The sequence below is a fragment of the Paenibacillus phytorum genome, assembly GCF_013141715.1.
GTDB classification, from domain to species: Bacteria; Bacillota; Bacilli; order Paenibacillales; family NBRC-103111; genus Paenibacillus_E; species Paenibacillus_E phytorum.
Genome location: NZ_WHOA01000248.1, coordinates 1 through 22,421 on the forward strand (window position 1 = coordinate 1; position 22,421 = coordinate 22,421).

The following is a 22,421-nucleotide window of genomic DNA, read 5'->3' on the forward strand; positions in this document are numbered from 1 at the left end:
TTCCAATGGAAGTATTCATTTCAAGCAGAATACGTTTCGAATGTTCCTGAAGGTCAAAAGAACTTAATGGGGCTGTCCTATAAGTAGAAATCTACTTATAGGACAGCCCCATTTCTGCAATGACACATCGTACTTCCACAAAACGAAAAGACATGGATCTTGTTGTTTGGATACTGACACCACGATACCTGACGGAACTGATACCGCACAACCGTGTTTGTCATGCGGACTCTCGAAACCTTTACATACATTTATAAGTTCCCATGTACCTCATAATACAATACTTTGGCACAATGAGGTTCTAAGCTTTTAAGTTTCATCGCGTTCGTGAAGTAACCAACTTCCTCTTCCGTACAGAAATCATAAACCCGATAGCTCCCATCCAAGCTTATCTCGATATCTTTAGGCCGATCGTCAAAATTGAAGATGCAAATGAGATAACGATCCTCCAATTTTATTCGTCCAATCGTATAAGTATCATCGTCAAAGCGGGCGGCTTTACCGGTTGGAGGCAAGAGCTTCTTCAATGCCCGAATATTTTCCTCGGACAGAGATGGAATTAAGTCTCCGCTCAGGATCATCCCTCCGGATGCTAGGATAACGGCTTTATGAAATTCGAACTCTTGATCCGAAATATCCGATTTCTTCTCAATGACTTCACCGCTAATCGTCTGGTTATGGAACGTTACTCTTTCGAGGACTATGACATCCGGGTCGTTATACCACAAAGTGTCGTTTTGCCAGTTCCGAGGAAATAGCTCCTTCGCATTGCCGCTGACGTGTTTCCAGTCCCTTGCAATATCGTTAGTCACTCGGTTCCCGTGAACTAATCCAAGAAGCGGCCAGAAAGGAGCATTGCACCCAAGAATAAAGCTATCGTGCCCGACTTCATCAATAATCGCCTTCATTCCACTGCGAAATGCTTCGATTCTAGTCGCTTGTTTGTCGTAACGGCATCCTGGCAAGGCACCATATTGCAGAAAATCCAGCTTAAAATACCGCCAACCCCACTCATCATGCATAACCCTAACAGCTGACCTCAAATAGTTTTGGGCTTCAGGATGCGTTCCGTCCAGCATATACCATTGCTTTTCCGGCAGCTTCTTTTTCTGACCGATTCCATTGAATGGTTTGCCTTCCTGATCTTGAACCAGCCAATCCGGTTGCTCAAGCATCAGCTTCGACCCTGGTTCTACAATAAAGGGAGATAGGTAGCCTGCAGCTTCAATCCCGGTTGCTCGGATACCTTCACTAATTGTTTTGACGTCTGCTCCAAGCGTGACACTTGGAATTAAGAAGTCGCCATCAGCTGCTGCATAGCCCCCATCAATTTGAATTCGCTTCAGTTCAGGTATTCGCTGGACCATACTGCGTGCATTCTCGTAAAGTCCCTCTGCAGTTATTGGACGAAGACAATAATAGGAACACCATCCCGTAGGAATTTCAGGATAAAGCATACGCGGGTGGTTCCTATTGAGGCATTCAGCCAATTCTTGAAAGAGCAGATCGCGGTTCGATCCGGAAGCAAACATGAATTGTTCTAACTCCCACGACTGGCCAGGCCCCAGCTCTAAATCTTCTGTATCCATAATCACTTCTATATAGGAATTTCTAAATCGAAACTCGCCGGAAAAGCGATTGCATGAAGTAAAGGCCATCAGCAGGTGCTCCTCATTATAGGGAGACAATGCCAATAGATTGTAAACCGTCCATAAGTTCTCATGAAACGGAGTTTCAGGGATTCGAAAGAAGTCCCGATCTTTCCCGTAAGCCCCGATCACATAGGGTGAAGAAAGCGTACCTCCGTATTGAGTAAGCATTTGAAAGCCTTCACCGTAAAATGGCGTATCGGGGTCGAGAGGCATATCCCCAGAAAAAAGCACGACCTCTTTAATCCGCAGTGAATGATCAGATCGATTGACAACTCTAGCGTTTAAAAGATTATTCGCCCATGATTTCTCTACAGTAACCTCACGGTCAGCAGCTGTTGTGAAATCGGAAAGTCTAACACTAGGTTTGATTTTTTTCATATCGTCCAAATTCAGCATATTGAGCCTCTCTCTTTCAAATGATTCATAAGCTTACACTTCTTTCATTGCTTCTTCCACGGAAAGCATTTTTCCTGTTCTCGACGATACAGCAGCAGCATGCACCAAGCTTTGCGACTTCAAATAATCTCTTCCGTTTGGTCTTGGCTCCCGCTTTTCCTTCAATGCTGTTAGAAATTCATCGATCGACAACACGTTTCCTACCCCGTCGAAGGTGTACACTTCATCGGCCTTTCCTTCCTTCATAAGCTGCACTCGATTGCTCGTTATCACAATCGCTCCATCCGTACCTTCGAAACGCCAATCACCATACCATTCAGACAGTTTTCCCTTGGCCATCATGCTGCCGTGATAATCCACAACCGTTCCTCCGTCAAGCTCCATCCAAGCGCTAAGGTGGACCGTCGTCGTCTCCGTCCAACTTCCGGGCGGATTGCTGTTCATAGCGAACAATTTCACCGCTTCCTGACCGGTAAAATAACGGATCATATCGAAATGATGAATCGTGACATCTTCCAGCAATCCATTTGCCAACCGACCAAAATAAGGAACGGGTACGACATGATAGCGGTCGAATTCGATATGTACGGATGACAAATGTCCGATAACGCCGCTGTCTAAAAGCTCCTTCGCCTTCAGTACCGGGGCGAAGAAACGGTAATTCTCAGAAATCATGAACGGGATGTTTTTCAGTTCGGCCTGGCCGACAATATATTGTGCATCCTTAATATCGTTCGAAATCGGCTTCTCGCAGAGCACAGGCAGGCCATGCGCGAACGCAATCTCGTTAATCGAAGTGTGAATGTGTGGAGGTGTAACATTAATGACGAAATCGGGGCACTCGCTGATGATCGCATCTTCCAAAGACGAGTAAAACGGAGTTTCCGGATCAATCGTTTCGCGCAGCTGAACGTTCGCTTCAACAACGCATACCGCATCTACGCCAGCATGACGTCTCAATCTCTTGTACCACCCTGAACCGAAGTTTCCTAAACCAACCAGAACCGCCTTCATATTGCTCATCCTCTCTTCGCTTCTTTACATTTGATTTTTATTTCGGGATGGTCCAGCATGACACCAGACAACGACAATAGGATCTTCCACGCTTGAAATGAGATGATGGTCCTCTCCCGGCTCAATAATGACGACATCTCCCGTCTTTACGGGGTACATGTGCTCTTTGTTGATTTCAACCTCGCCTTTGCCCTGCAGGATAAGAAAAGCTTCGCAATCTTCGTGCACATGATAGTCGATGCCGCCCGGACCGTCGTTCGTATGAGCGCGTGCGCCCGGTTTCTCGAAGGCAAGCCCACCGTAAGAGAGGTAATCCCCCGGCATAATGTCTTTCAAAATATGTCCTTCCGTAACATCGGCCAACTGCTGTAAACGATAAGTTCTCATTTAAAATCACTCCTTCTTTTTATTAACTTACTTCTTGAACAATTCTTCGTATTTTTGCTCAGCTTCCTTCATCACTTGATCGCCGCCCATTTTCTTCCATTCCGCAACGAATGCGTCAAACTCGCTGATCGGACGTTTCCCGGTAATGAAGTCAATGAATGCTTTGACGGCAAATTGATCGAGACGATCTTTATTCTCGTTGAACACGGGTCTGGATACGGGCTCCAGAATATCATATTTCCCTCTGCCGATATGCTCGACTTTTTTCCTCAAATCCCGATATTTCGCGTCGGTCATGAATGGAGTCTGGAAATCATAATCGTTAAAGCTGCCCATAAACGGATATTGCGGCCCGATCCCAAACTTGATTCGTTCGCTTTCTTGGTCATATGGAGGTATAAATTGATAGTCGCCCTCCGGCGAAACGTTATACGTTTTTCCCTTTTCCCCGTAGGTGACCGAGGCGCGAACATCCGTGTTAAAGCTGTAGGCATCCATAATCTCAAGGTACTTTTTCAGTTTCCCCTGATCTTTTTCCATTTTTTTGGAAAACTGTTGACCGGAATTGCCTACCGGATTTTTCTGGAGTGCCCCGTAATCTCCATTCGGGCCTTTGGGTCCGGCAAAAAGCGCCCAATCTACGCCGGGTATTTTCTCAAAATATTTGCCTCCGGAGAACGCTCTTGCGGGAAGAAAGTTCCACCAGTTGCTTTCGATGACGCCATATTTCCCGGAAATGATTTTATCATCTATGTTCGCTTTTTTGTTCACGGCAAACTCGAGATCAATGAGATCCTGTTTATACCATTTATTTAATATGGTTAATGCATCCTTGGCGCCGGGCTGAATTTCTCCTTTGATAATTTTCCCGTTTTCTTCGGTGAATGCACCAGGATACACGCCGAATGCCGCGAAGATTGAAGTAAATATATCCGAAAACGGTACCACCCCAGGCTGCAGCTCGGCTTTTGCGGTCATGCCGAACGTATCTTTCTTACCGTTCTTATCGGGGTCGTCGTTTCTGAATTTGATTAACGCTTCTTCCAACTCACCGAGGGTTTCCGGCACTTTGGTAATCCCTACATTTTTCAACCAGTCGTTCCGGATGCCGACTACGGTGGCATCGCTGCCGAGTGTCCAAATAATCGGCATGGAGTAGATTTTGCCGTCCCGGCGTTGATACTTGAACGGATCTTGGCCCAAATTTTTGACCAGCCAATTATAATAATTTGGAGAGTTCTGCTTGATGAAATCCTCTGAAAGCTCGGCCGGAATGCCCTGTGCGACAAATTTATCGTAGTCAGGCATTTTCAAATCCACCCAATAATCGGGCACCTTTCCCGAAGCGATATCCAAAAGCAGCTGCTGCTGATACGTTTCCGCCTTTTCCGGGTCAATGGTGATGTCTACGTTAAACTTGTCCTGTATCACTTTGACTGCATAAGGCTGATCCGTCATTTTGTCACTGGCCCAGCTTAAGAAAGTCAGCTTGTATCGTTCTTCCTTACCTGGGCTACTTGCCGTCGCCACCGCATCTCCTTTGGAGCTTTGATTGCCCTGACCGGTGCATGCGGTCATGACCACAAGCGTAATTGCCATCATACTGCCTGCTAACACTTTCTTCTTCAATTGAATCACACCCTTTTATATAGTGTATGTATCGATAAAGGCTCCCCTGTCCTACAACGGATTAACCTTTAACAGCCCCCAGCATGATACCTTGAACGAAAAATTTTTGCACGAACGGATAAATGATCAGCATAGGCAATATGGACAAGATCACGATAGTCGCATACAATTCTCTGCCCAAATGCTTCGTTGTATCCGTCCTGTTGACCAAAGCTTGCATGGAATCGAGGTTGTTTTCGAGCACGATTTTACGAAGCACGATTTGCAGTACCTGCTTGCCAGGATCCTTGATATAAATCATGGCGTCGAACCATGCATTCCAATGATAAACCGCTACCCATAGCGCAACCGTTGCCAGCACAGGCTTCGACAAGGGGAGCGTGATCCTGCAGAAAATCATAAAATAACCCGCCCCGTCTACCTTCGCTGACTCTTCCAGACTTTCCGGCAACGACCGAAAAAAATTTCTCATAATGAGAACGTTGTACGTACCGACCAAAGACGGCAGCACTAATGCCCACATCGTGTCCAACAGACCTAAATTTTTGATTAGCAGAAATGAAGGAATTAAGCCGCCGCTAAAGATCATGGTAAACAAGATGAGCATCGTGATCGTTCTGTTAAGCGGCAGATCCAACTTGGAAAGAGGATAAGCCAACATCGAAGTAAATAGGAGGCTTAAGGTTACTCCGAGTACCGTCCGCAGCAGCGTGTTTCCATAACCGATCCACAAGCCTGTGAATTCCAGAGCAAGCTTATAAGCGGCTAAAGAAAAATTCTGAGGCACCAACATCAGCCCGGATGAATAAGCTCCCTTGCCTGAAGATAAGGAGATGACAATCTGATTCCAGAACGGCAGTAAAGTAACCACTAGGATCCCCGATACGAGCGCATACAGCAGGATATCAAACCATTTTTCACTTTTCGTTTTCTTCATAAGCCCCTCCGCCAGATGCCGGTTTTACCATAATGCATGTTCTTTTCCACCCATCGTCTTGATGACCTGATTAACAGTTACGATCATGATCAAGGCAACGACCGATTTGAATAATCCAACCGCTGTTGCATAGCTGTACTTCATCTCGACCATGCCTTTTCTGTACACATACGTATCGATAATGTCCGATACCCTGTATACGTTAACACTATACATATTGAAAATTTGATCGAACCCGGCATCCAGAATTCCCGCCATCGACAAAATTAACAGGATGGCCATGACTGGAGCGAGCATGGGGATCGTAATATAAATAACCCTTTTGAATCTGCCTGCGCCGTCGATAATGGCCGCTTCATATAATTCGCCGTTAATGCCCGAAATGGCTGCGAAATAAACGATCGCTCCCCAGCCGAAGCTTTTATAAATTTCCGTCAATACGAGAATGAGCCGGAAATACTGTTCATTTCCCATAAACAAGACAGGATCCATCCCGAACAGCTTGATAACGGAATTAACGAGACCGTCGATCGAGAGGATACTCATGAAGATCCCCGCCATCACCACCCACGAGATAAAATGCGGCAAATACGATATCGTTTGAGCTAATTTTTTAAACTTTGCACTGGCTACTTCATTCAACAGCAGGGCAAACACGACCGGAACAGGGAAGCCGAATATTAATTTGTAAAAGCTGATGATGATCGTATTTTTCAACACTTGCAAAAAAACCGGATCTGAAAACGCATACATAAAATGGTGCATGCCAATCCAAGGACTGTTCCAAATCCCCTTCATAAGCTGAAAATCCTTAAATGCCAGCACAGCACCGTACATCGGAACATAATGGAAAAGGATGTAATAAGCTATTGCTGGCAGCATCATCACATACAGCACTTTATACTTCTTGAGGCTCCTCATACTGCTCTCCAGAACACCCACCTCCTTGTATTTATTATAGGAGTTTCCGTTCTCGCCAACAATTTCAGATTCTTTAGATATGCTTCAATAAATTTCGAACTTTATCCATTCCAATGCAAAAAACACGCACCCGCAGTGACGTTCCAGGCATACGTGTTTTTCATATGATCGTGTTTCGATTCACATGTCAGGCAATAGCTCCTCTCTTTTCGGAAGGCGAATGGTCATTACAGTGCCTTTCCCCAAGACGCTTTCAATCGAGATCCCATACCCCTCTCCGAAGAAGAGCTTCAGCCGGTCATTTACATTTTTCAACCCGTAGCCTCTGGATTCTCGAGACAACACCTCGCGGGCTTTCTCCTCCGTCATGCCGACTCCGTTATCCTCTACTGTGATCTCGATATACCCGTCACGGCTTCGTCCCGTTATGGCGATCTTTCCCCGCCCGTCCGTTTTGCCCGCGATCCCATGCTCGATACAATTTTCCACTACGGGTTGCAAAATCAAATTAATGGTCACATAAAGAAATATGTCTTCATCAAAATCGTAATGAACGTCGAAGCTGCTTTCACTCATAATCAGCATGATCTCCACATAGGATTTCATATTGACGACTTCTTCACGTACAGGAATGATATTGTCCCCTTTGTTCAAAGCCGTTCGATAAAATTTGGAGAGCGAGGTGACGATTTTGCTGATTTCCTCCTGTCCAGCCTGAACGGACTTCCACTTAATCGCCGACAGCGTATTATAAAGGAAATGAGGGTTGATTTGGGATTGGAGAGCCTTAAATTCCGCTTTCTGTTGATCGATCTTGTTCTGATAACCGACCAAAATCAACTCGTTTATTTTTTGCAGCATCTGTCCGAATCGGTTGGTCAGTATTCCAAATTCGTCTATTGAATTGGAAGAGACGACAACATCCAAATTCCCGTTTTCGATCAGTTTCATTTTATGGATCAACCGTTTGATCGGTACAGTAAACATGTTGGAAAACATCCAAATCATCAGAAGCAATATTGAAAAACATACGAGTACGATAATGACAGTCGCTTTAATAATGCTCGTTGCATTGATAGATACCTCATTAAGCGGAATATAATACGATAATGTCCAGCTCGGATGCTGAATTTGCTCGTCGATAATGAAGTATTCATGATTTCCGCTCTTGGAGGATTTGCCCATAGCATCAAAAAGGAGGCGTTGATTTAGGTAGTCGGAATTGCTGTAAACCACATTTGAATTCTTATCTCTTACGACGATGCCGAAATTGTTCATTTCTTTGCTCTGCAAACCTTCGAACATTTTGCTATAAGTAAGATTCATAGAGACAGTGCTCGGATTTCGAAGCTGGAAAATGTCCGGTATTTTCCTGGCTACGATCAAGTTTCCATCTTCCCAATACCATTCCGTATTGACGTTGGCCGAAGCGCTCCGGTACCAATTCGTTTCCGCGACACGGCTGCTGTTTTGAATGAAATCGCCGTATTCCGGCAGTTTGTTTTGCGTGTAAACGGTAAGCTGCATAATTTCCTTGTTCATTCCCTTAATCGTGTTGAACGTAGGATCCAGGTAGCTTCTTAAATCATAAGATAAATTGGATACGTCCGTATAATCGTTATTGAATATTTTGAGGATGCCAGTATTGTACACAATAGAATCCATAATCCTGTTATATTGATCTGCCTTATAGTCCATATTGTCCGAAATCGTTCGAATCGTCTCTCGTATTCCCTGTAGCGCCTGCTTTTGGAGCAATAACTTGGACTGATAATAAGAATACAAGCCCAATACCACAATCGGGATCACGATTAGTAATATATAAGATAAGAACAGCTTTTGCCTAATAGAAGTGAATTGAAATGCATGAATCCGGTTGGCCCGCTTCATTCTACTCTCTCCCTATACTTTGCAGGGGTAAGACCGTAATAGTTCTTGAATAAGGTGCAGAAGTAAGGCAAATTGGAGAATCCCACTTCTTTGCTGATGTCAACGATCTTCATATTCGTATTCCTCAAGTAATGGCTTGCTTCCTTAAGTCTTATGCTTGTAATATATTTGACCATATTTTCACCTGTTTCTTTCTTAAACAGATGACTTAAATAGCTTGGGGACAAGTGAACGCCGGAAGCGATCGTGTCCAAGCAAATATCCTGATTGTACTGTTTGGCGATAAGGTCAACAACTTCCTGGATCACTTTACGATTCTGGTCGATATTGTCATTAGTCGTATCGGAATCCTCATTTTCGAGTAATGTGTAAATTATCTTCTTGATATCTGCGGGCGTCCGAATTAAATAAACGTCTCGAATCACACTTTGAAATTTATGAGCATGAATGGGGTAATTTGCGCAAATTTCTTTTATAATCTCCACGCACAAATGCTTGACGTAAATACTGGAGAAATGATTGCCTTCCTGAAGCTCGTCAAAGAACATGGAGATACGCCGCTTTCCTTCTTTGAGGTTTCGAAATCGAATCAAGCCCTTTATATCCTCCAAATCCCGGTTCATGATCGAGGAAGGCTGCTCTTCCTTGACATAGAACTGATCCACGAACAATAAACTGCCTTCACCATGACCGAAGAGATGGTAATCAAGCATCGTCTCCATATCCATATATGCATCATGAAGATCCTCGATGTTGTTCACCGATCTGCCGAATACGATCCAGGCGGCGGTAAGGTCATTATTAGTAAAAAACTGCTGTATCCGGTTGCCAATCTCCAACAATTCGGAATGTGCGAGCATATAGTGTGATTTTAACAAGATCACGCTTTGATATTCATTCAGATTGACATGGTCATATTGCGTTTGAATCATGATGCGCAAATCATTTTCCAACCGATATGCCACCAAATCAAATATTTTGAAGTTCACTTGGATCAAGATCAATTGGAAACAGTTATATTGGTAATCGAAATCGGATTGCCGCATTCTTGTCTTCATCGGTACATCGACACTTGCCCTATGGATGAGATCCAGCATTATTTTTTCCTTCTCGTATTTGATGCTTCGATGATATCCCGCGAGCAGCTTCTCTCTTCTTTCTTTCTCCATTCTTCCGGCTTCACACGAGCTGAACACTTTTCGAATGACGTCTATAAATTCTTCGATATCGACAGGTTTTAATATATAATGCTCTACCCCAAGCTCGATGGCTTTCTTTGCATATTCGAATTCGCCGTATGCGCTGGAAATGACGATTTTCAACGATTCGTTATGCTTTCTAAGCGATTTCACCAAGCTTATTCCATCCATGATCGGCATTCTAATATCCGTTATCAGAACATCTACTTCATGATGAAGAAGATAATCAAGCGCCTCTTTGCCATTCTGCGCTTCGGTAACGATTACATTAAAGTTGTATTTGGATAGCAAATATTTGATCCCGTCACGTTCAAATTTTTCGTCGTCCACGATCAACACGTTAAACATTGGAATCCTCCCGGCAATAGTTATATGGACTTGTCCTCTTACATTTTTCGGTCATTGATATAGAAAAAGTGGCTGCCTCAATGGCAGCCGCTCCAAGTCAGTGAGAGTAAAAGCATCCGCCAATCCAGGTCGGATGCTTTTGTGCATGTGTTGTACGATGTTGTATTATTTATTTAGGGTATGAAGGCCAAGCTTGCCGGCAAACGCTTTCAACTATCATTATAATGAATTGATGAAATTTCCAGTATAGATTAATTTATGATCCCCATGTCATTTTTTACGGCTTGCTTACTTCGATTATGTGATCAAGGTTGGAACAATGCACGTCATCTCTTTGTAGAGAATGAGATGACGATATGAAAAAGCCCTTCTACATCCAAGTAGAAAGGCTTTTTCATATCAGTCGTTTATTATGTTTTCTGTAATCCGTATATAAATGACCAATTCTTTTAAAGGATGATTTGTTTTTTTGTTTATTAAACAAACCATGCGACGGATTATGAAGATTGACCTCAATGATCCAAATACGTCCATTTTTATCTACTGCAAGATCTATTCCACATTGAAATGAGTAGAAAGGAAACTTCTGAGAGTAGTCCATAATTATATAACTTAATGAGATAAGTTGTTTCTTGATACTTTCGATACGCTCATTATTGAAGAGAAGCGATTGCTTTAACGCATCTTCAATACTTGTTACATAACCTCCACCTCGTTGAACGTTTGAAACAACACTTCCCTGACCAGCTACCTTTACAACCATCCCTGCGTAATTCCACTTACATTGACCATCTCTCATCATCATAACCCGAATGTCAAAAGGCCGACTATTAATCTCAGCTAAATCTATCGCTTTTTGAACAATGTATGTTGTTTGAGGGCTAGTATTTTTTATATGTTGATGGATATCTTCGATGGATGAAGCAAAGGTTGTTTTGCCGCGCACCTTCACAAACTGATAACCCTTTGTTGTTTTCCACGCTTTAATGATGCCTTTACCTGTATGTTGTGTATTCGCTTTGATATAGATGGTTTTATATTTTTGCAAAAATGAAGATAAAGTTTCACGAGTATAAAAAGTTGTAGGCGGTAGATGTTTTGCTATCCATGAATTTTTTGAATAAAAACGATGTAGATTCCATTTTGCTAATCTTGCCAAACTTGGGTGCATTTCATCCATCCTTTAGCTCTGTTTATTAGACATCATATTATGCTTCATGCAAGATGGATACGGCATTCGTGGAGCCCGAAAATTCTTATTTAGTTCTCAAAATAGAATGGATTATTTTGGTGAGATAACCAGATCATTTTCTGTTCTGGTGCATTAACTGGTTATTAATGTGAACTTATGCCATACGGTTAGCCAGGGCTATCCGTGAGGAAGAAGGCAATATCGATCGAATCATTCAAGAAACGGTTCCATCGGCTACACCTGAATCCCATCGAAGTCGAAGACGTCGGATTTTTTATTTGTTTCGGTCCAATAGTTTCTGGAGTTTAAGTTTAAGTATCGTTCTAAGTTAGATCAATAAAGATAGCCTAAAAAATCTAGCTCTCCCTCGCTCCAATCAATCTTTCCTACTTTCTTAATCATTAATTCATCAATTACCTCAAACCCTATGCCATTTGTAATCTGAGTTTCATTATCAACTTTTAACCATTTACATTGGTTCTTTACTAATTTATAACCATTTCTCAAATACAAGGTCATGTTATCTGCAAATAAAAGTATAAAGTCAATATTTCGTCCCACAGAAAACTTATCGATTTCTACAAGCAGCGTTGAAGCAACTCCCTGTGAGCGAGTGTTTTGTGAAACACATAAATCAATTACACCCAGTATTTTCACAGGTTTCCCATATATCATATTCAAATACTTTATCTATCTTCAAATTATGTCTCCAATACTAATATATTTGTTTTAAGCCATTGAAACTCTCGTTTTCCGTTAGTTTAACCCGCCTATCGGGCGTCAGTTTCAAAATTCCTCCTCTTCTTAGTACGGTAATACAATTTGAAACGGCATACCAAAATCGTTATATTTACCAGCGATAATACAACAAGCCATATAATTAGAGATGACATGGTAGTCCATAGTCCAAACCAAGGTAAAACTCGCCCAGCGCCAATAAATGTAGTTAGTGGTGACAGAAACAAGAGAATCAAGATAGGAAGCAGTCTCCCAACCGATGAAAAAATCAATTTTCCGGTCGTGATGCCCTTTTTGCTCCTATTCATACGAATGTGTGTATATAAACCCCAAAGAAACGTCGTAATCACCAGCAGAATCATAACCCTCTCCATGTTTCTGCTGTTAAAAATAGAAGTTTCGGACTTTTCGCCCTTTATAATCCGTGCGATCTCGTCGACAAAAGCTGAATAATCGATAAATGCGTTTAAACCAGAGTTAAACATCATCGTGATGCCCAGATGTTGATCCAAATATATCGTTTCTTCCGCCTTATACGTCCAGAAAATCCCACTATGGGAAATCGTCCGGCCCCCATGTTCATCCTCATCTGCAAGCCACCCCATTCCATACGGGCCGCTCTGTCCGGCTTTATGGTATTGCTCCATCAGCTCTGGGGCTAGAAGGCGACCATTATATTGGGCAAGCATCCATTTTGTCATGTCTTCTGCAGTTGACATAATACCGGCCGGACCGTCAATAAACCAGAAGGGTTCGGCTTGGTTTACAGGATAGCCAAATAATAGATAGTGTCCCCGCGGAATGGCAGGATTCTCATTGATTTGCTGTGTGGTACTGACATTGAAGGTATGGCCCATCCCTAAAGGCTCAAATATATTCTTTTCCAGGTAAGCAAAGAAACTCTGTCCGCTTACTTTCTCCACAAGAAGAGCCAAATATTGATAGTTAGGATTGTGGTAGCTAAAGGCTGTTCCAGGATCAATGGCAAGCTTAACCGTGTTCAACGATTGGTTAATCTCTTGCAGCGATTGATATTGAGGGGAATTTGTCATGTCGGGATTCACTTTGTCATTAAGACCGCTTGTCTGATTCAGCAAATTCCGGACCGTAATATCGTGAACACGTTCGTCCTCAGGTGAGAGGTCGGGAAAGTAAGATGTGTATGGCGCATCAAGGTCGATTAGTCCTTTTTCCACCATCTGCAGGACGGCTAGTGCCGTAAAAGATTTGCTTAATGAAGCAATGGGAAAGGGGGTACTGCCAGTAATATCGCGACCATCTGAAAATGCACCGTAACCTTGTGCATAGAACACCTCTTCGTTATTGGCTATTGCAAGAGCCGCGCCCTTAATATGATTGACTTTCATGTTTTTTATGACGTAATCATCTATTTCATTTTGTATTTCAGTTTTGTTTCGGACTTCAAATGCGGAAACAGGTTTAGCTAAGATTGACAACATTAGCAGTAAACAACTCAAGTATAGACCTATTTTCTTTGGCGCGATTGTCATAGTAGCACTCCTTAATCACATGATAAGGAAATGCTAATGGATAATTATCAACTATTTATCAACCCCGTAAAGAAACTTGCTGTTACGTTTCCGCCACCATCGGAGCCGTTTTCTACATGCAGACTCCCCTCATGCTTTTCGCACAGTACTTTGCTTATATAAAGTCCCAGTCCATGATGCGCATTCGCATCCCATACCTCTCCGCGATAAAAAGGAAGCACGGCCTTTTGAAGCGCTGCCTCAGAAAAACCGGCGCCGTCATCCGTGACTGTTATGGAAAAAAAGCCCTTGCAGACGCTATAATGAATATTCACATAGCTGGAAGCATAACGCGCTCCATTAGCCATCAAATTCTCAAAAACCTGCATCACCAAATGTATATCGACAGCTATTTTTTTCGAATCCGCAGCAATGGACGAGTCGAAAGTTTTGCCGCATTGTCCGGTTATTTGTCGGGCGATGTCATTCAGCAAGGAGGTCAGAAGATCCATTTCAACCGCATGGCTGTGTACCGGCATGTCCTCCAGCTTCTGAATCGAATTCATGGCTTCCGTGTAGCTTTCAAGACGTACAATATGGACTTTCATGGTTTGAATCGTGTCCAGGAGTTTTTCCTCGGAAATGTTGTTTTGGGGCAGATAGGTGGTCAGAAACTCGGAATATCCTTTCAGGACAGATAAGGGCGTTCTTAGGTCATGGGCAAAAATAGCATTAAGTTGTTTGCGTTCCTCAACCGATCGCCAAAGAGCTTTATAATTTTTTTCCAATTGTCCGCGCATTTTTTCAAATACACGGCATAGCTCGCCCATCTCATCCTTGCCATCATAAGAAATATGAAACCCCAAATCATTCGCCGATATTTTCTCCGATGCCTTCATCAGTATTTCAAGCGGCTTTTTCAGTTTCCATCTATAAAAGAGGCTGGCCATCAGGACAATAGCGCCGGCAACAGTAAACAGCACCATCGCAACGAGGGTAGGCAACACCCAATCGTTTACGGAAGAATGGTCGGCAAATCGTAGCCGTATGCTTTCCGCCCATCTAAACTCTAATACGATGACGACTAGAACGGTGATGAGCGTAAGACAGCATAAAAAGATGAATGATTGCAGCAAGGTCATATGCTTCAGTCGCAGCCAGCTTATGATTTTCGCCATTTGTATCCTACTCCCCAGACGGTTTCTATCCTGTTTTCGCAGCCATGCTCTTTCAATTTGAAACGAATTCGCCTGATATGTTCCGCTATCACAGTGCTGTCGCCTTCATCGTCCAAACCCCATACTTTTTCATAAATCCGCTCTTTATCAAACACCATTCCGGGATGTGTCGACAACAGCTCTATAATATCGAACTCCTTTTTAGCCAGGGAAATTTGTACGTCAAGGATGTAAAGCGCACGAGCCGAATAATCAATGACCAAATCTTCACTAAACTTTATCGACGTTTTATTTTGACTTCGCATTTCCCTGCGTAAATGCGCCTCTACTCTTGCGCCCAGTTCATGGATACTGAACGGCTTTAGAATATAATCATCCCCTCCTGCCTGAAACCCTGATATTTTATCCGCATCCTCAACGCGAGCTGTTAGAAATAAAATAGGGCAGGACACAAAGTGCCGGATTTTCCTGCATAATTCAAGACCATTAAGTTCAGGCATATTGATATCCAGCAAAACAAGGTCCGGTTGATTTTCAATTTGCCGCAATGCCTCATTGCCGTTCTTCGCCGTCATAACGAAATACCCATTAATTTCAAAGTAGTCCGTCAGCAGTTTTCGAAGATCGGCTTCATCATCTATGATCAGTATCTTTTCATATGGCATTCCCTGCTCCCCATTTCAAATCATCTATATCCAGCATAACAAAAATTGTTTGGCATCCCAAGCGGTGTATAACGGAGCCTACTCCGATTACTTCGCGGGGACCCCGATGTTCGAGCTACGCTCCCCCCTGCGGTCTGACCTCATCGCTGCCAGCGATGCGATTCCCAGCTGCTCAAAGTATTAATCTTATTTAAAATACCAGTACGTTTTGAAATAATTAATTCTAATTCTTGATCTATTTTATATAATTCTAGCTCTGTATTTGTAGATATTCGAACTTTCCTTATCTTCCCATTAGCTTTTAGTACTGCCCGTTAACGTAACGAGGCTACCGATCGATTCCGCGGTAGCCTCGTGTTGTATTTTATTGAGCTCTTGTTCTGCATTGGCTTAACAACCCATTATTTCCTTGCCACTATCATGAAGCGTTTCGTGTTAGTCTTGATTCCCTTCACTGTTTGATTTGATTCAATAAACTTTTGAAGTATTTCGAAATCATGATCATTTTGCCCGAAGTTAGGAATAACAGGGGTGTATTTCAAAAAGAAGACCAAATCTTCGTAAGTTTGGAAATACTGAGTTGCATCATATTCAAAAGACTGAATATCGGTAAAACCAGCTTGAGCTAGTTCTGTAAGGTATTTATCTTTTAAGATCTCTCTGTCAGTTCCAAAACCCTCAAAAATAAAATGCGGTCGTGTGAGCCTTTTTCCTGTTTTACGAGGAGTCAATGACGCCTTCGTGAGGGGAAATGGAGGGTCCCTTTTGTTCTTGATTTGGGGAGGTGCTGTTCATCATTTCAATCCGATAAGTGCCAAAAGGACAGATAAAATAGTGGGTTTAGATTTCTTCGAGACAGATCGAGCCCACTTCCAGGCGTTACTTTCAATCTCTTTGAGCTCCTGATTATGTTCTCTTATCTTTTCCTCAAAAAAATAAGGATAATTGTGCATGGTGTGTACCTCCAATTCCTTGAAAAGCTGACTTGCCTTCTCTTTGAGCTCATTATAATAAAAAAAGTATGACAACAGTCTGTCATACTTGAAGATATCGATTTAACATTTTTTCAATCTTATCTTTGAGTAATTGCCTTAACGCGAGTGGTTCAAGAACCTCCACATCTTCACCAAAACTTAAAATCGTTTCAACTATCCATTCAACTTCAGAAGGATTGATAATGGTAACCGTAAGCGTGCCATCTTCATTGAAATATTTATCCTCCGCGTAAAAACAATCCAGGGCATGTGCCAAGGATCTGCCTGAGAAATGAAGAACAGCACCCACGATTTCTTCTTTCTGATAGTCCAAAGAAATATCTTGTAGAAGTGTTGGGTGGCTACGCTGGTATAATTCAGGCAAAGTAACCAAATCTAACATTCTTGTAAGTTTAAATACGCGATAATCGTTACGAGCCCTACAGTACCCATGTAAATACCAAGAATAATATTTAAAGAGAAGGCTGACTGGTTCAACTATCCTATTGGCTCTCTCATTCTTAGAATTCATGTATTCAAATCGAATGACATGGCGAGCCGTTATGGCTGCTCGAAGTGTATGGAGAGTTGCGTTGTTGGCTCGCCAGCTTCCAAGATCCATGGTCAAGCTTGGCATCTTATCGCTTTGAATGGTCTGAAGCCTATGCATAGTCTCCGTTGCTCGGTCATCCTTGAACACCGTTGCCGTGCTGTTAAGAAGCGTGATTAATGTCTCAATGTCGCTTGCGTGCAATAAACTTTTCTCCATTTTATATTCTTTAATAATCCCATATCCGCCGTTGACGCCTTGAAAGGATACAACAGGGATTCCAGCCGCACAAATAGCCTCTATATCACGGTAAATGGTTCGTTGGGATACATGATATTTGTTCGCAAGCTCTGAAGCAGAAATGACTTCGTTATTTAAAAGCGCATAAGTAATCGATATTAACCGTTCTAGTTTCATCATAATCACCCATAAAGTTTCTATAGAAATTGCTGTACCACCAGCCGGAATCCTTCGGATCCGCCAAATGTCGTTACTTTCTTAGCAAAGAACATGCGTTTGCGTTTATTACACCATAATTACCCAATAGTATCAAGCGTTTTATTCCGCTATCCTGCCCGCCCTAAAACTGATTGTGCATAACACATCACTGGTAAATCACAGCATTCGTTTGGACGTTTCCAGGTGAACTGTCTTTCAGAAATCTTTAATAAAATACATTCTCATTATTTTTTAATGTGAAGCATGTACTATAAAAAGTATGGGGAGATAAAAGGATTATTAAATAGATAAGCTAAATCTCACTATAACTTGTGGGAAACCACTGCAAAGAAAGGAAGTTATGTATGGAAGCGAACCAAAATAGATTGAATATCTTACTTAACAAGGTGCCCGAACTTACTATTTTCTTCTGGATAGTCAAGGTTTTATGCACAACTGTCGGTGAAACATTTGCTGATTTCCTAAATTTCAGTCTCGGATTTGGTTTAACTCTCACTACAATAATTATGGGAATAGCGTTTTTCATCGTATTGATTCTTCAATTCAAAGCAACTAAATATGTTCCAGGCATTTATTGGCTAACGGTTGTGCTTATTAGCGTATTTGGGACGTTGGTAACTGATAATTTGACAGACAATATCGGAATACCTCTTGAAGCTAGTACCGTCGTTTTTGCCGTGCTCCTAGGATTAACTTTTCTTTTTTGGTATCTTAGTGAAAAAACGCTCTCGATACACTCGATTTATACAAGAAAAAGAGAAGTTTTCTATTGGCTTACCATTCTTTTCACATTTGCACTTGGAACAGCAGTCGGCGATTTATTTTCCGAACAACTCGGTCTTGGTTATCTTCTAACAGGAACAACAGTCGTTATTATAATCGCTTGCGTATTCTTAGCATGGAAGTTTTTAAAACTTGATGGGATATTAGCGTTTTGGATTGCGTATATTCTTACTCGTCCTCTCGGAGCGTCATTAGGAGATTACCTATCTCAACCAAAAACGAATGGCGCGTTAGGTTTGGGGACAACAGTAACTAGTGTAATTTTTCTTATAGCTATTTTAGCGATAATCGTTTTTCTTGCTGTTACAAAATTTGATGCAACGGCAAAAAGTGAACCAGCAAAAACAAACCAAGCAAATGGAAGCAAGAAAAATGTTTTGACGCAAACCGTTGTGGTACTGTGTATTTTCTTACTTGTGGGTATAGGCGGTTATGTTGGGTTAAGCAATAAGATAGCATCGCAAACCGATTCTACACAAGCTACATTAACTGGACAATTAACAGATTTTGTTAAAATCGAAAGTGATATGCTAAACTTTGTAAACTCAAATGACTTTGCTTCAGCGAAAAAAGGGGCTGACGATTTGGAACACCAATGGGATACATCGGAGCCTAAGCTTAGAAAAATAGATAGCACAACATGGACCCAAATTGATGGAACGATTGACGCTGTATTGGCAGCAGTTCGTTCAGGAAAGCCTGATGCCAGCCAGTCCAAATCTGCACTTAACAATTCGCTTAGTATCTTAAACGGAGCAAATAAATAAAAAAGTCTTGGCAATAGTTCTCTATAATGGCAAAAGCCCGTTTTTAGCCTGTGAAATGGCTTTAAACGGGCTTTAGTTATTTTTCAGTCGCCTGTACTACCATCGCCAGAGGCTCACCGTATTTATTATTTTTTCAACACGGCACGCACCGGACTTCCATCTGCTTCAACTAATGGTAGTGGGAGGGCTATCAATTCATAATCCCCTGGTAAAACATCATCTAAGACAAGCCCTTCCAAGATGTGAATGCCATGACTGGCAAGTTCATGATGGGCTAATAGTTCTTTACTATCTAATGGATCTACGGACGGCAAATCAAGCCCAATAAGACGAACACCGCGTTCTGAAAGATAAGCCGCTAATTCTGGTTGGATGTGAGGAATTGTTTGTGGGAACACACGCCGATCCTTCCATGCATCTGTACGAATTAACAGACGGGTAATCCCGTTTAGATCTATACCGGATATTTCACCCACTCCGATGGATGTATAGTTTGGCAAATAGATGACACGGGCACTTCCAATATATAAATTGAGATCCAGTTCAATAACTCTTTTTCCATCATTATCAAAATGAAAAGGTGCATCAATATGAGTACCGGTGTGTATACTCATGGTGATTTGGCCTACATTGACAGACCCACTCTCTTCTTTACTCCAATTAACTTTGTATGAGAAGGGTGTGTCTCCTGGCCAGACTGCGACCTTTTCGTCTAGAGGCTGTGAAATATCAATCCATGTTCCCAAGTATCTTGCCTCCGTTTCTTCCGATTTCTTCTTATAGAGGTTGTTTAAAAAGTCCACTTTGATAACGAAGTCATTCTAGAAGTAAAATCGGCATCGAATCTTGAACGAATCCGGGAAGTCCGGTACTCACGTAGCAAATCTCTACGCTCCGTTCCTCCTTCTCCGGAAATCGTCCAACCTTCTCGGTTCTGAAAGCGGACTTTTTAAACACGAACTTATAGCTTCGCTCTTAGGCTCCATAGTTCCGGGAAGAAGTGTTGGTCCAGAGCTCTTTTTAAATAAGTAACACCTGATGAGCCACCTGTTCCTTGTTTATGACCAATAATTCTTTCCACTGTAGTCATATGATTAAAACGCCACAATTGCTGCTGGCTTCCAATGTCCACTAGTTTCTCTGCTAACTCATATAAATCCCAATATTGATCGACATTGCGGTAAACTGTCAGCCACGCCTCTTCTACACTGGCATTTGGTTGATAGCTTTGCGACCAATCCCTATGAAGAGCTTCTTGATCAATAGGTAATCCACGCACCGCAAGAGCATTGATTGCCGCATCATAAATACTTGGCTCATGAAGAGATTGCTGCATTTGCTCGTATAGATCGATCTGATGTTGAAAAACGGATAACGTATGAACATTCTTGTTGCCTAGCGCAAATTCAATCAAACGATTCTGATGAGACTGGAACCCGGAAGATTGGCCCAATTTATCCCTAAACTCCATGTATTCCGCCGGCGTCAAAGTGGCGAGGACGTTCCATGACTGTATCAATTGCTGCTGAATTCTCGAAACGCGCGACAACATTTTAAATGATGGTTCCAAATCGTTATTGCGTATACTCTCGGTAGAAGCTTTCACCTCATGTAAAATGAGCTTCATCCATAACTCACTCGCCTGATGGATAATGATAAAAAGCATTTCATCGTGGTGATCAGAACATCTATGTTGACTAGATAAAATCTTATCCAGATGGAGATAATCTCCGTAAGACATCGCTTTGCTAAAATCTGTTTGAATTTCTTTTTCGAGCCCCATACTTTTGTTTTCTTCATTATTATTCATTCTGTAACGCCCCTCTCCTCGTAAGAGAAATCCAACAGTTTGCTGCACTGCATGATGTTTAATTGTTCCTTTTTTTCCAAACGAAATAAGCAGCAGACAGAAACAGTAACCATGGAATCCCGAATTGAAGCATAATTTTAAAACCTGTAAACCATGTAGAAATCATTAAACTAAGTAGAAGAACCGCTCCCAAAATTGTTAAATATGGAAAACCAAGCATTCTCACTGGCAATTGGCGACCACCCATTTTCTCCCACTTTCTTCTGAAAAATAAATGAGAAATGAACACCATAAGCCAAGTGAATATAGCCCCGAACATGGAAATTCCCATCATCAATGCATAGGATGAATCTGGGAGTATCGCATTAATTGCTGCGGCAATAAAAATCCCAAGTGTAGAAACAGCTAGGGCACTGACAGGAACGCCTTTATTATTAATTTTCCCCAAAAAGGCAGGGGCATGATTACCGCGTGATAATGAAAACATCATACGTGTTGAAGCATAAAGTTGACTGTTCATTGCCGATAAAGCAGCCGTTAAAATGATAAAATTCATGATTCCAGATGCTCCTGGAATATTCAAGATTTCCATTACTTTAACGAATGGACTTTTATCGATCCCCGCTGATTTCCATGGAACAATCATTAGCATGATACCAATTGTCAAAACATAGAAAGTAGACAAACGGAATACGGTTGATTTCAATGCTTTTGGTACGGCTACATCGGGGTCCTTTGACTCCCCAGCTGTAACCGCTATCATTTCTGTTCCCAAAAAGCTGAATAAAGAAATAAAGATAGCAACCCACATGCCCCACCAGCCAAAGGGTAAAAAACCTCCATCATTCACTAAGTTTCCGGGTCCGATATTTGACTGTCCGGATGTTCCAAATAGGATATAAGATCCAAGAAGAATGAAACCGACAATTGCACTTATTTTTATCATAGAGAACCAATACTCAACAGTACCAAATATATGAACACTCTTGGCATTTATATAAATTAGCAAAGTGGCAAACAATAAAATCCATACGAGTTCCGGCACAGTCGGAAACCAGTATTTCATATAAACAGCTATTGCACTTACCTCTACCCCAATAGCAAGAACATTGGCTATCCAATACGAATAACGAACAAGAAAGCCTGCCATGGGGTTGATGTATTTTTCAGAAATCGTTCCAAAAGATCCCGAAGTAGGATGAGCGACCGTCATTTCCGCTAAACATCCCATTAACAGCAATACGATAAATGCGCCTATCCCATAACTCAACAATACACTTGGACCTGCTGTTTTAATGGCTAGCCCGCTGCCTAGAAACAATCCCGTCCCGATGGCACAACCCATTGCAATCATCGTAAGCTGGTTTGTTTTTAAATCACGCTTTAACCCATTCTCTAGTCCAAGTCCATTATTCGATTCCGTATTTTTATTTATCATATTT

At 42.0% G+C, this 22,421-nt stretch carries 18 protein-coding genes and 1 pseudogene; 1 reads left to right on the forward strand and 18 read right to left on the reverse strand.

Annotated elements, in window-relative coordinates; genetic code table 11:
• Positions 1–251: 251 nt before the first annotated feature.
• The 15 genes and pseudogenes from GC098_RS37185 to GC098_RS37255 all read right to left on the reverse strand — a co-directional run bounded on the left by GC098_RS37185 (position 252) and on the right by GC098_RS37255 (position 17,580).
• Positions 252–2,030, reverse strand: a complete 1,779-nt coding sequence (locus tag GC098_RS37185) for a glycoside hydrolase family 36 protein (protein ID WP_171649358.1) — start codon at positions 2,028–2,030, stop codon at positions 252–254.
• Positions 2,031–2,081: 51 nt separating this feature from the next.
• On the reverse strand, positions 2,082–3,071 hold the full coding sequence (locus GC098_RS37190) for a Gfo/Idh/MocA family protein (protein ID WP_171649359.1): 990 nt from the start codon (positions 3,069–3,071) through the stop codon (positions 2,082–2,084).
• 15 nt (positions 3,072–3,086) lie between these two features.
• Positions 3,087–3,449, reverse strand: a complete 363-nt coding sequence (locus tag GC098_RS37195; RefSeq protein WP_171649360.1) for a cupin domain-containing protein — start codon at positions 3,447–3,449, stop codon at positions 3,087–3,089.
• A gap of 27 nt (positions 3,450–3,476) precedes the next feature.
• Complete coding sequence (locus GC098_RS37200) at positions 3,477–5,087, reverse strand: extracellular solute-binding protein (RefSeq protein ID WP_171649361.1); 1,611 nt, start codon at positions 5,085–5,087, stop codon at positions 3,477–3,479.
• A gap of 52 nt (positions 5,088–5,139) precedes the next feature.
• On the reverse strand, positions 5,140–6,015 hold the full coding sequence (locus tag GC098_RS37205; RefSeq protein WP_171649362.1) for a carbohydrate ABC transporter permease: 876 nt from the start codon (positions 6,013–6,015) through the stop codon (positions 5,140–5,142).
• Positions 6,016–6,039: 24 nt separating this feature from the next.
• Positions 6,040–6,936 carry an ABC transporter permease gene (locus GC098_RS37210; protein ID WP_171649363.1) on the reverse strand — a complete coding sequence of 299 codons (897 nt, stop codon included), beginning with the start codon at positions 6,934–6,936 and terminating at the stop codon, positions 6,040–6,042.
• A gap of 180 nt (positions 6,937–7,116) precedes the next feature.
• Positions 7,117–8,826 carry a sensor histidine kinase gene (locus GC098_RS37215; RefSeq protein ID WP_171649364.1) on the reverse strand — a complete coding sequence of 570 codons (1,710 nt, stop codon included), beginning with the start codon at positions 8,824–8,826 and terminating at the stop codon, positions 7,117–7,119.
• Positions 8,823–10,373 carry a response regulator transcription factor gene (locus tag GC098_RS37220; RefSeq protein WP_171649365.1) on the reverse strand — a complete coding sequence of 517 codons (1,551 nt, stop codon included), beginning with the start codon at positions 10,371–10,373 and terminating at the stop codon, positions 8,823–8,825. Before GC098_RS37220 ends, GC098_RS37215 begins: the two co-directional genes overlap by 4 nt.
• A 394-nt stretch (positions 10,374–10,767) precedes the next feature.
• Positions 10,768–11,553: a YheC/YheD family protein gene (locus GC098_RS37225; RefSeq protein ID WP_171649366.1), complete on the reverse strand. Its 786-nt coding sequence runs from the start codon at positions 11,551–11,553 to the stop codon at positions 10,768–10,770.
• A 345-nt stretch (positions 11,554–11,898) separates the two neighbouring features.
• Positions 11,899–12,222: a GNAT family N-acetyltransferase gene (locus GC098_RS37230; RefSeq protein WP_312880588.1), complete on the reverse strand. Its 324-nt coding sequence runs from the start codon at positions 12,220–12,222 to the stop codon at positions 11,899–11,901.
• Between the two features lie 113 nt (positions 12,223–12,335).
• On the reverse strand, positions 12,336–13,814 hold the full coding sequence (locus tag GC098_RS37235) for a serine hydrolase domain-containing protein (protein ID WP_171649367.1): 1,479 nt from the start codon (positions 13,812–13,814) through the stop codon (positions 12,336–12,338).
• A 47-nt stretch (positions 13,815–13,861) separates the two neighbouring features.
• The gene (locus GC098_RS37240; protein WP_171649368.1) at positions 13,862–14,971 is read right to left on the reverse strand and encodes a HAMP domain-containing sensor histidine kinase; all 1,110 of its coding nucleotides are present in this window, start codon (positions 14,969–14,971) and stop codon (positions 13,862–13,864) included.
• Complete coding sequence (locus GC098_RS37245) at positions 14,956–15,636, reverse strand: response regulator transcription factor (RefSeq protein WP_171649369.1); 681 nt, start codon at positions 15,634–15,636, stop codon at positions 14,956–14,958. The genes GC098_RS37240 and GC098_RS37245 overlap by 16 nt, the downstream gene beginning before the upstream one ends.
• A 401-nt stretch (positions 15,637–16,037) precedes the next feature.
• Positions 16,038–16,289, reverse strand: a pseudogene (locus tag GC098_RS37250) (SAM-dependent methyltransferase); the annotation flags it as partial.
• A gap of 382 nt (positions 16,290–16,671) precedes the next feature.
• Positions 16,672–17,580 (reverse strand): helix-turn-helix transcriptional regulator, encoded by a 909-nt coding sequence (locus tag GC098_RS37255; protein WP_246359195.1) that lies wholly within the window; start codon positions 17,578–17,580, stop codon positions 16,672–16,674.
• Positions 17,581–17,963: 383 nt separating this feature from the next.
• On the opposite strand from GC098_RS37255, the gene GC098_RS37260 reads away from it, so the two are divergent.
• On the forward strand, positions 17,964–19,169 hold the full coding sequence (locus tag GC098_RS37260; RefSeq protein WP_171649371.1) for a COG4705 family protein: 1,206 nt from the start codon (positions 17,964–17,966) through the stop codon (positions 19,167–19,169).
• Positions 19,170–19,294: 125 nt separating this feature from the next.
• Here GC098_RS37260 and kynB read toward each other — a convergent pair whose 3' ends face one another.
• The 3 genes from kynB to GC098_RS37275 all read right to left on the reverse strand — a co-directional run bounded on the left by kynB (position 19,295) and on the right by GC098_RS37275 (position 22,417).
• Positions 19,295–19,915 carry an arylformamidase gene (gene kynB, locus GC098_RS37265; protein ID WP_171649372.1) on the reverse strand — a complete coding sequence of 207 codons (621 nt, stop codon included), beginning with the start codon at positions 19,913–19,915 and terminating at the stop codon, positions 19,295–19,297.
• Positions 19,916–20,130: 215 nt separating this feature from the next.
• Positions 20,131–20,979: a tryptophan 2,3-dioxygenase gene (gene kynA, locus GC098_RS37270; protein ID WP_171649373.1), complete on the reverse strand. Its 849-nt coding sequence runs from the start codon at positions 20,977–20,979 to the stop codon at positions 20,131–20,133.
• 58 nt (positions 20,980–21,037) lie between these two features.
• On the reverse strand, positions 21,038–22,417 hold the full coding sequence (locus tag GC098_RS37275; protein WP_171649374.1) for an amino acid permease: 1,380 nt from the start codon (positions 22,415–22,417) through the stop codon (positions 21,038–21,040).
• Positions 22,418–22,421: the final 4 nt, after the last annotated feature.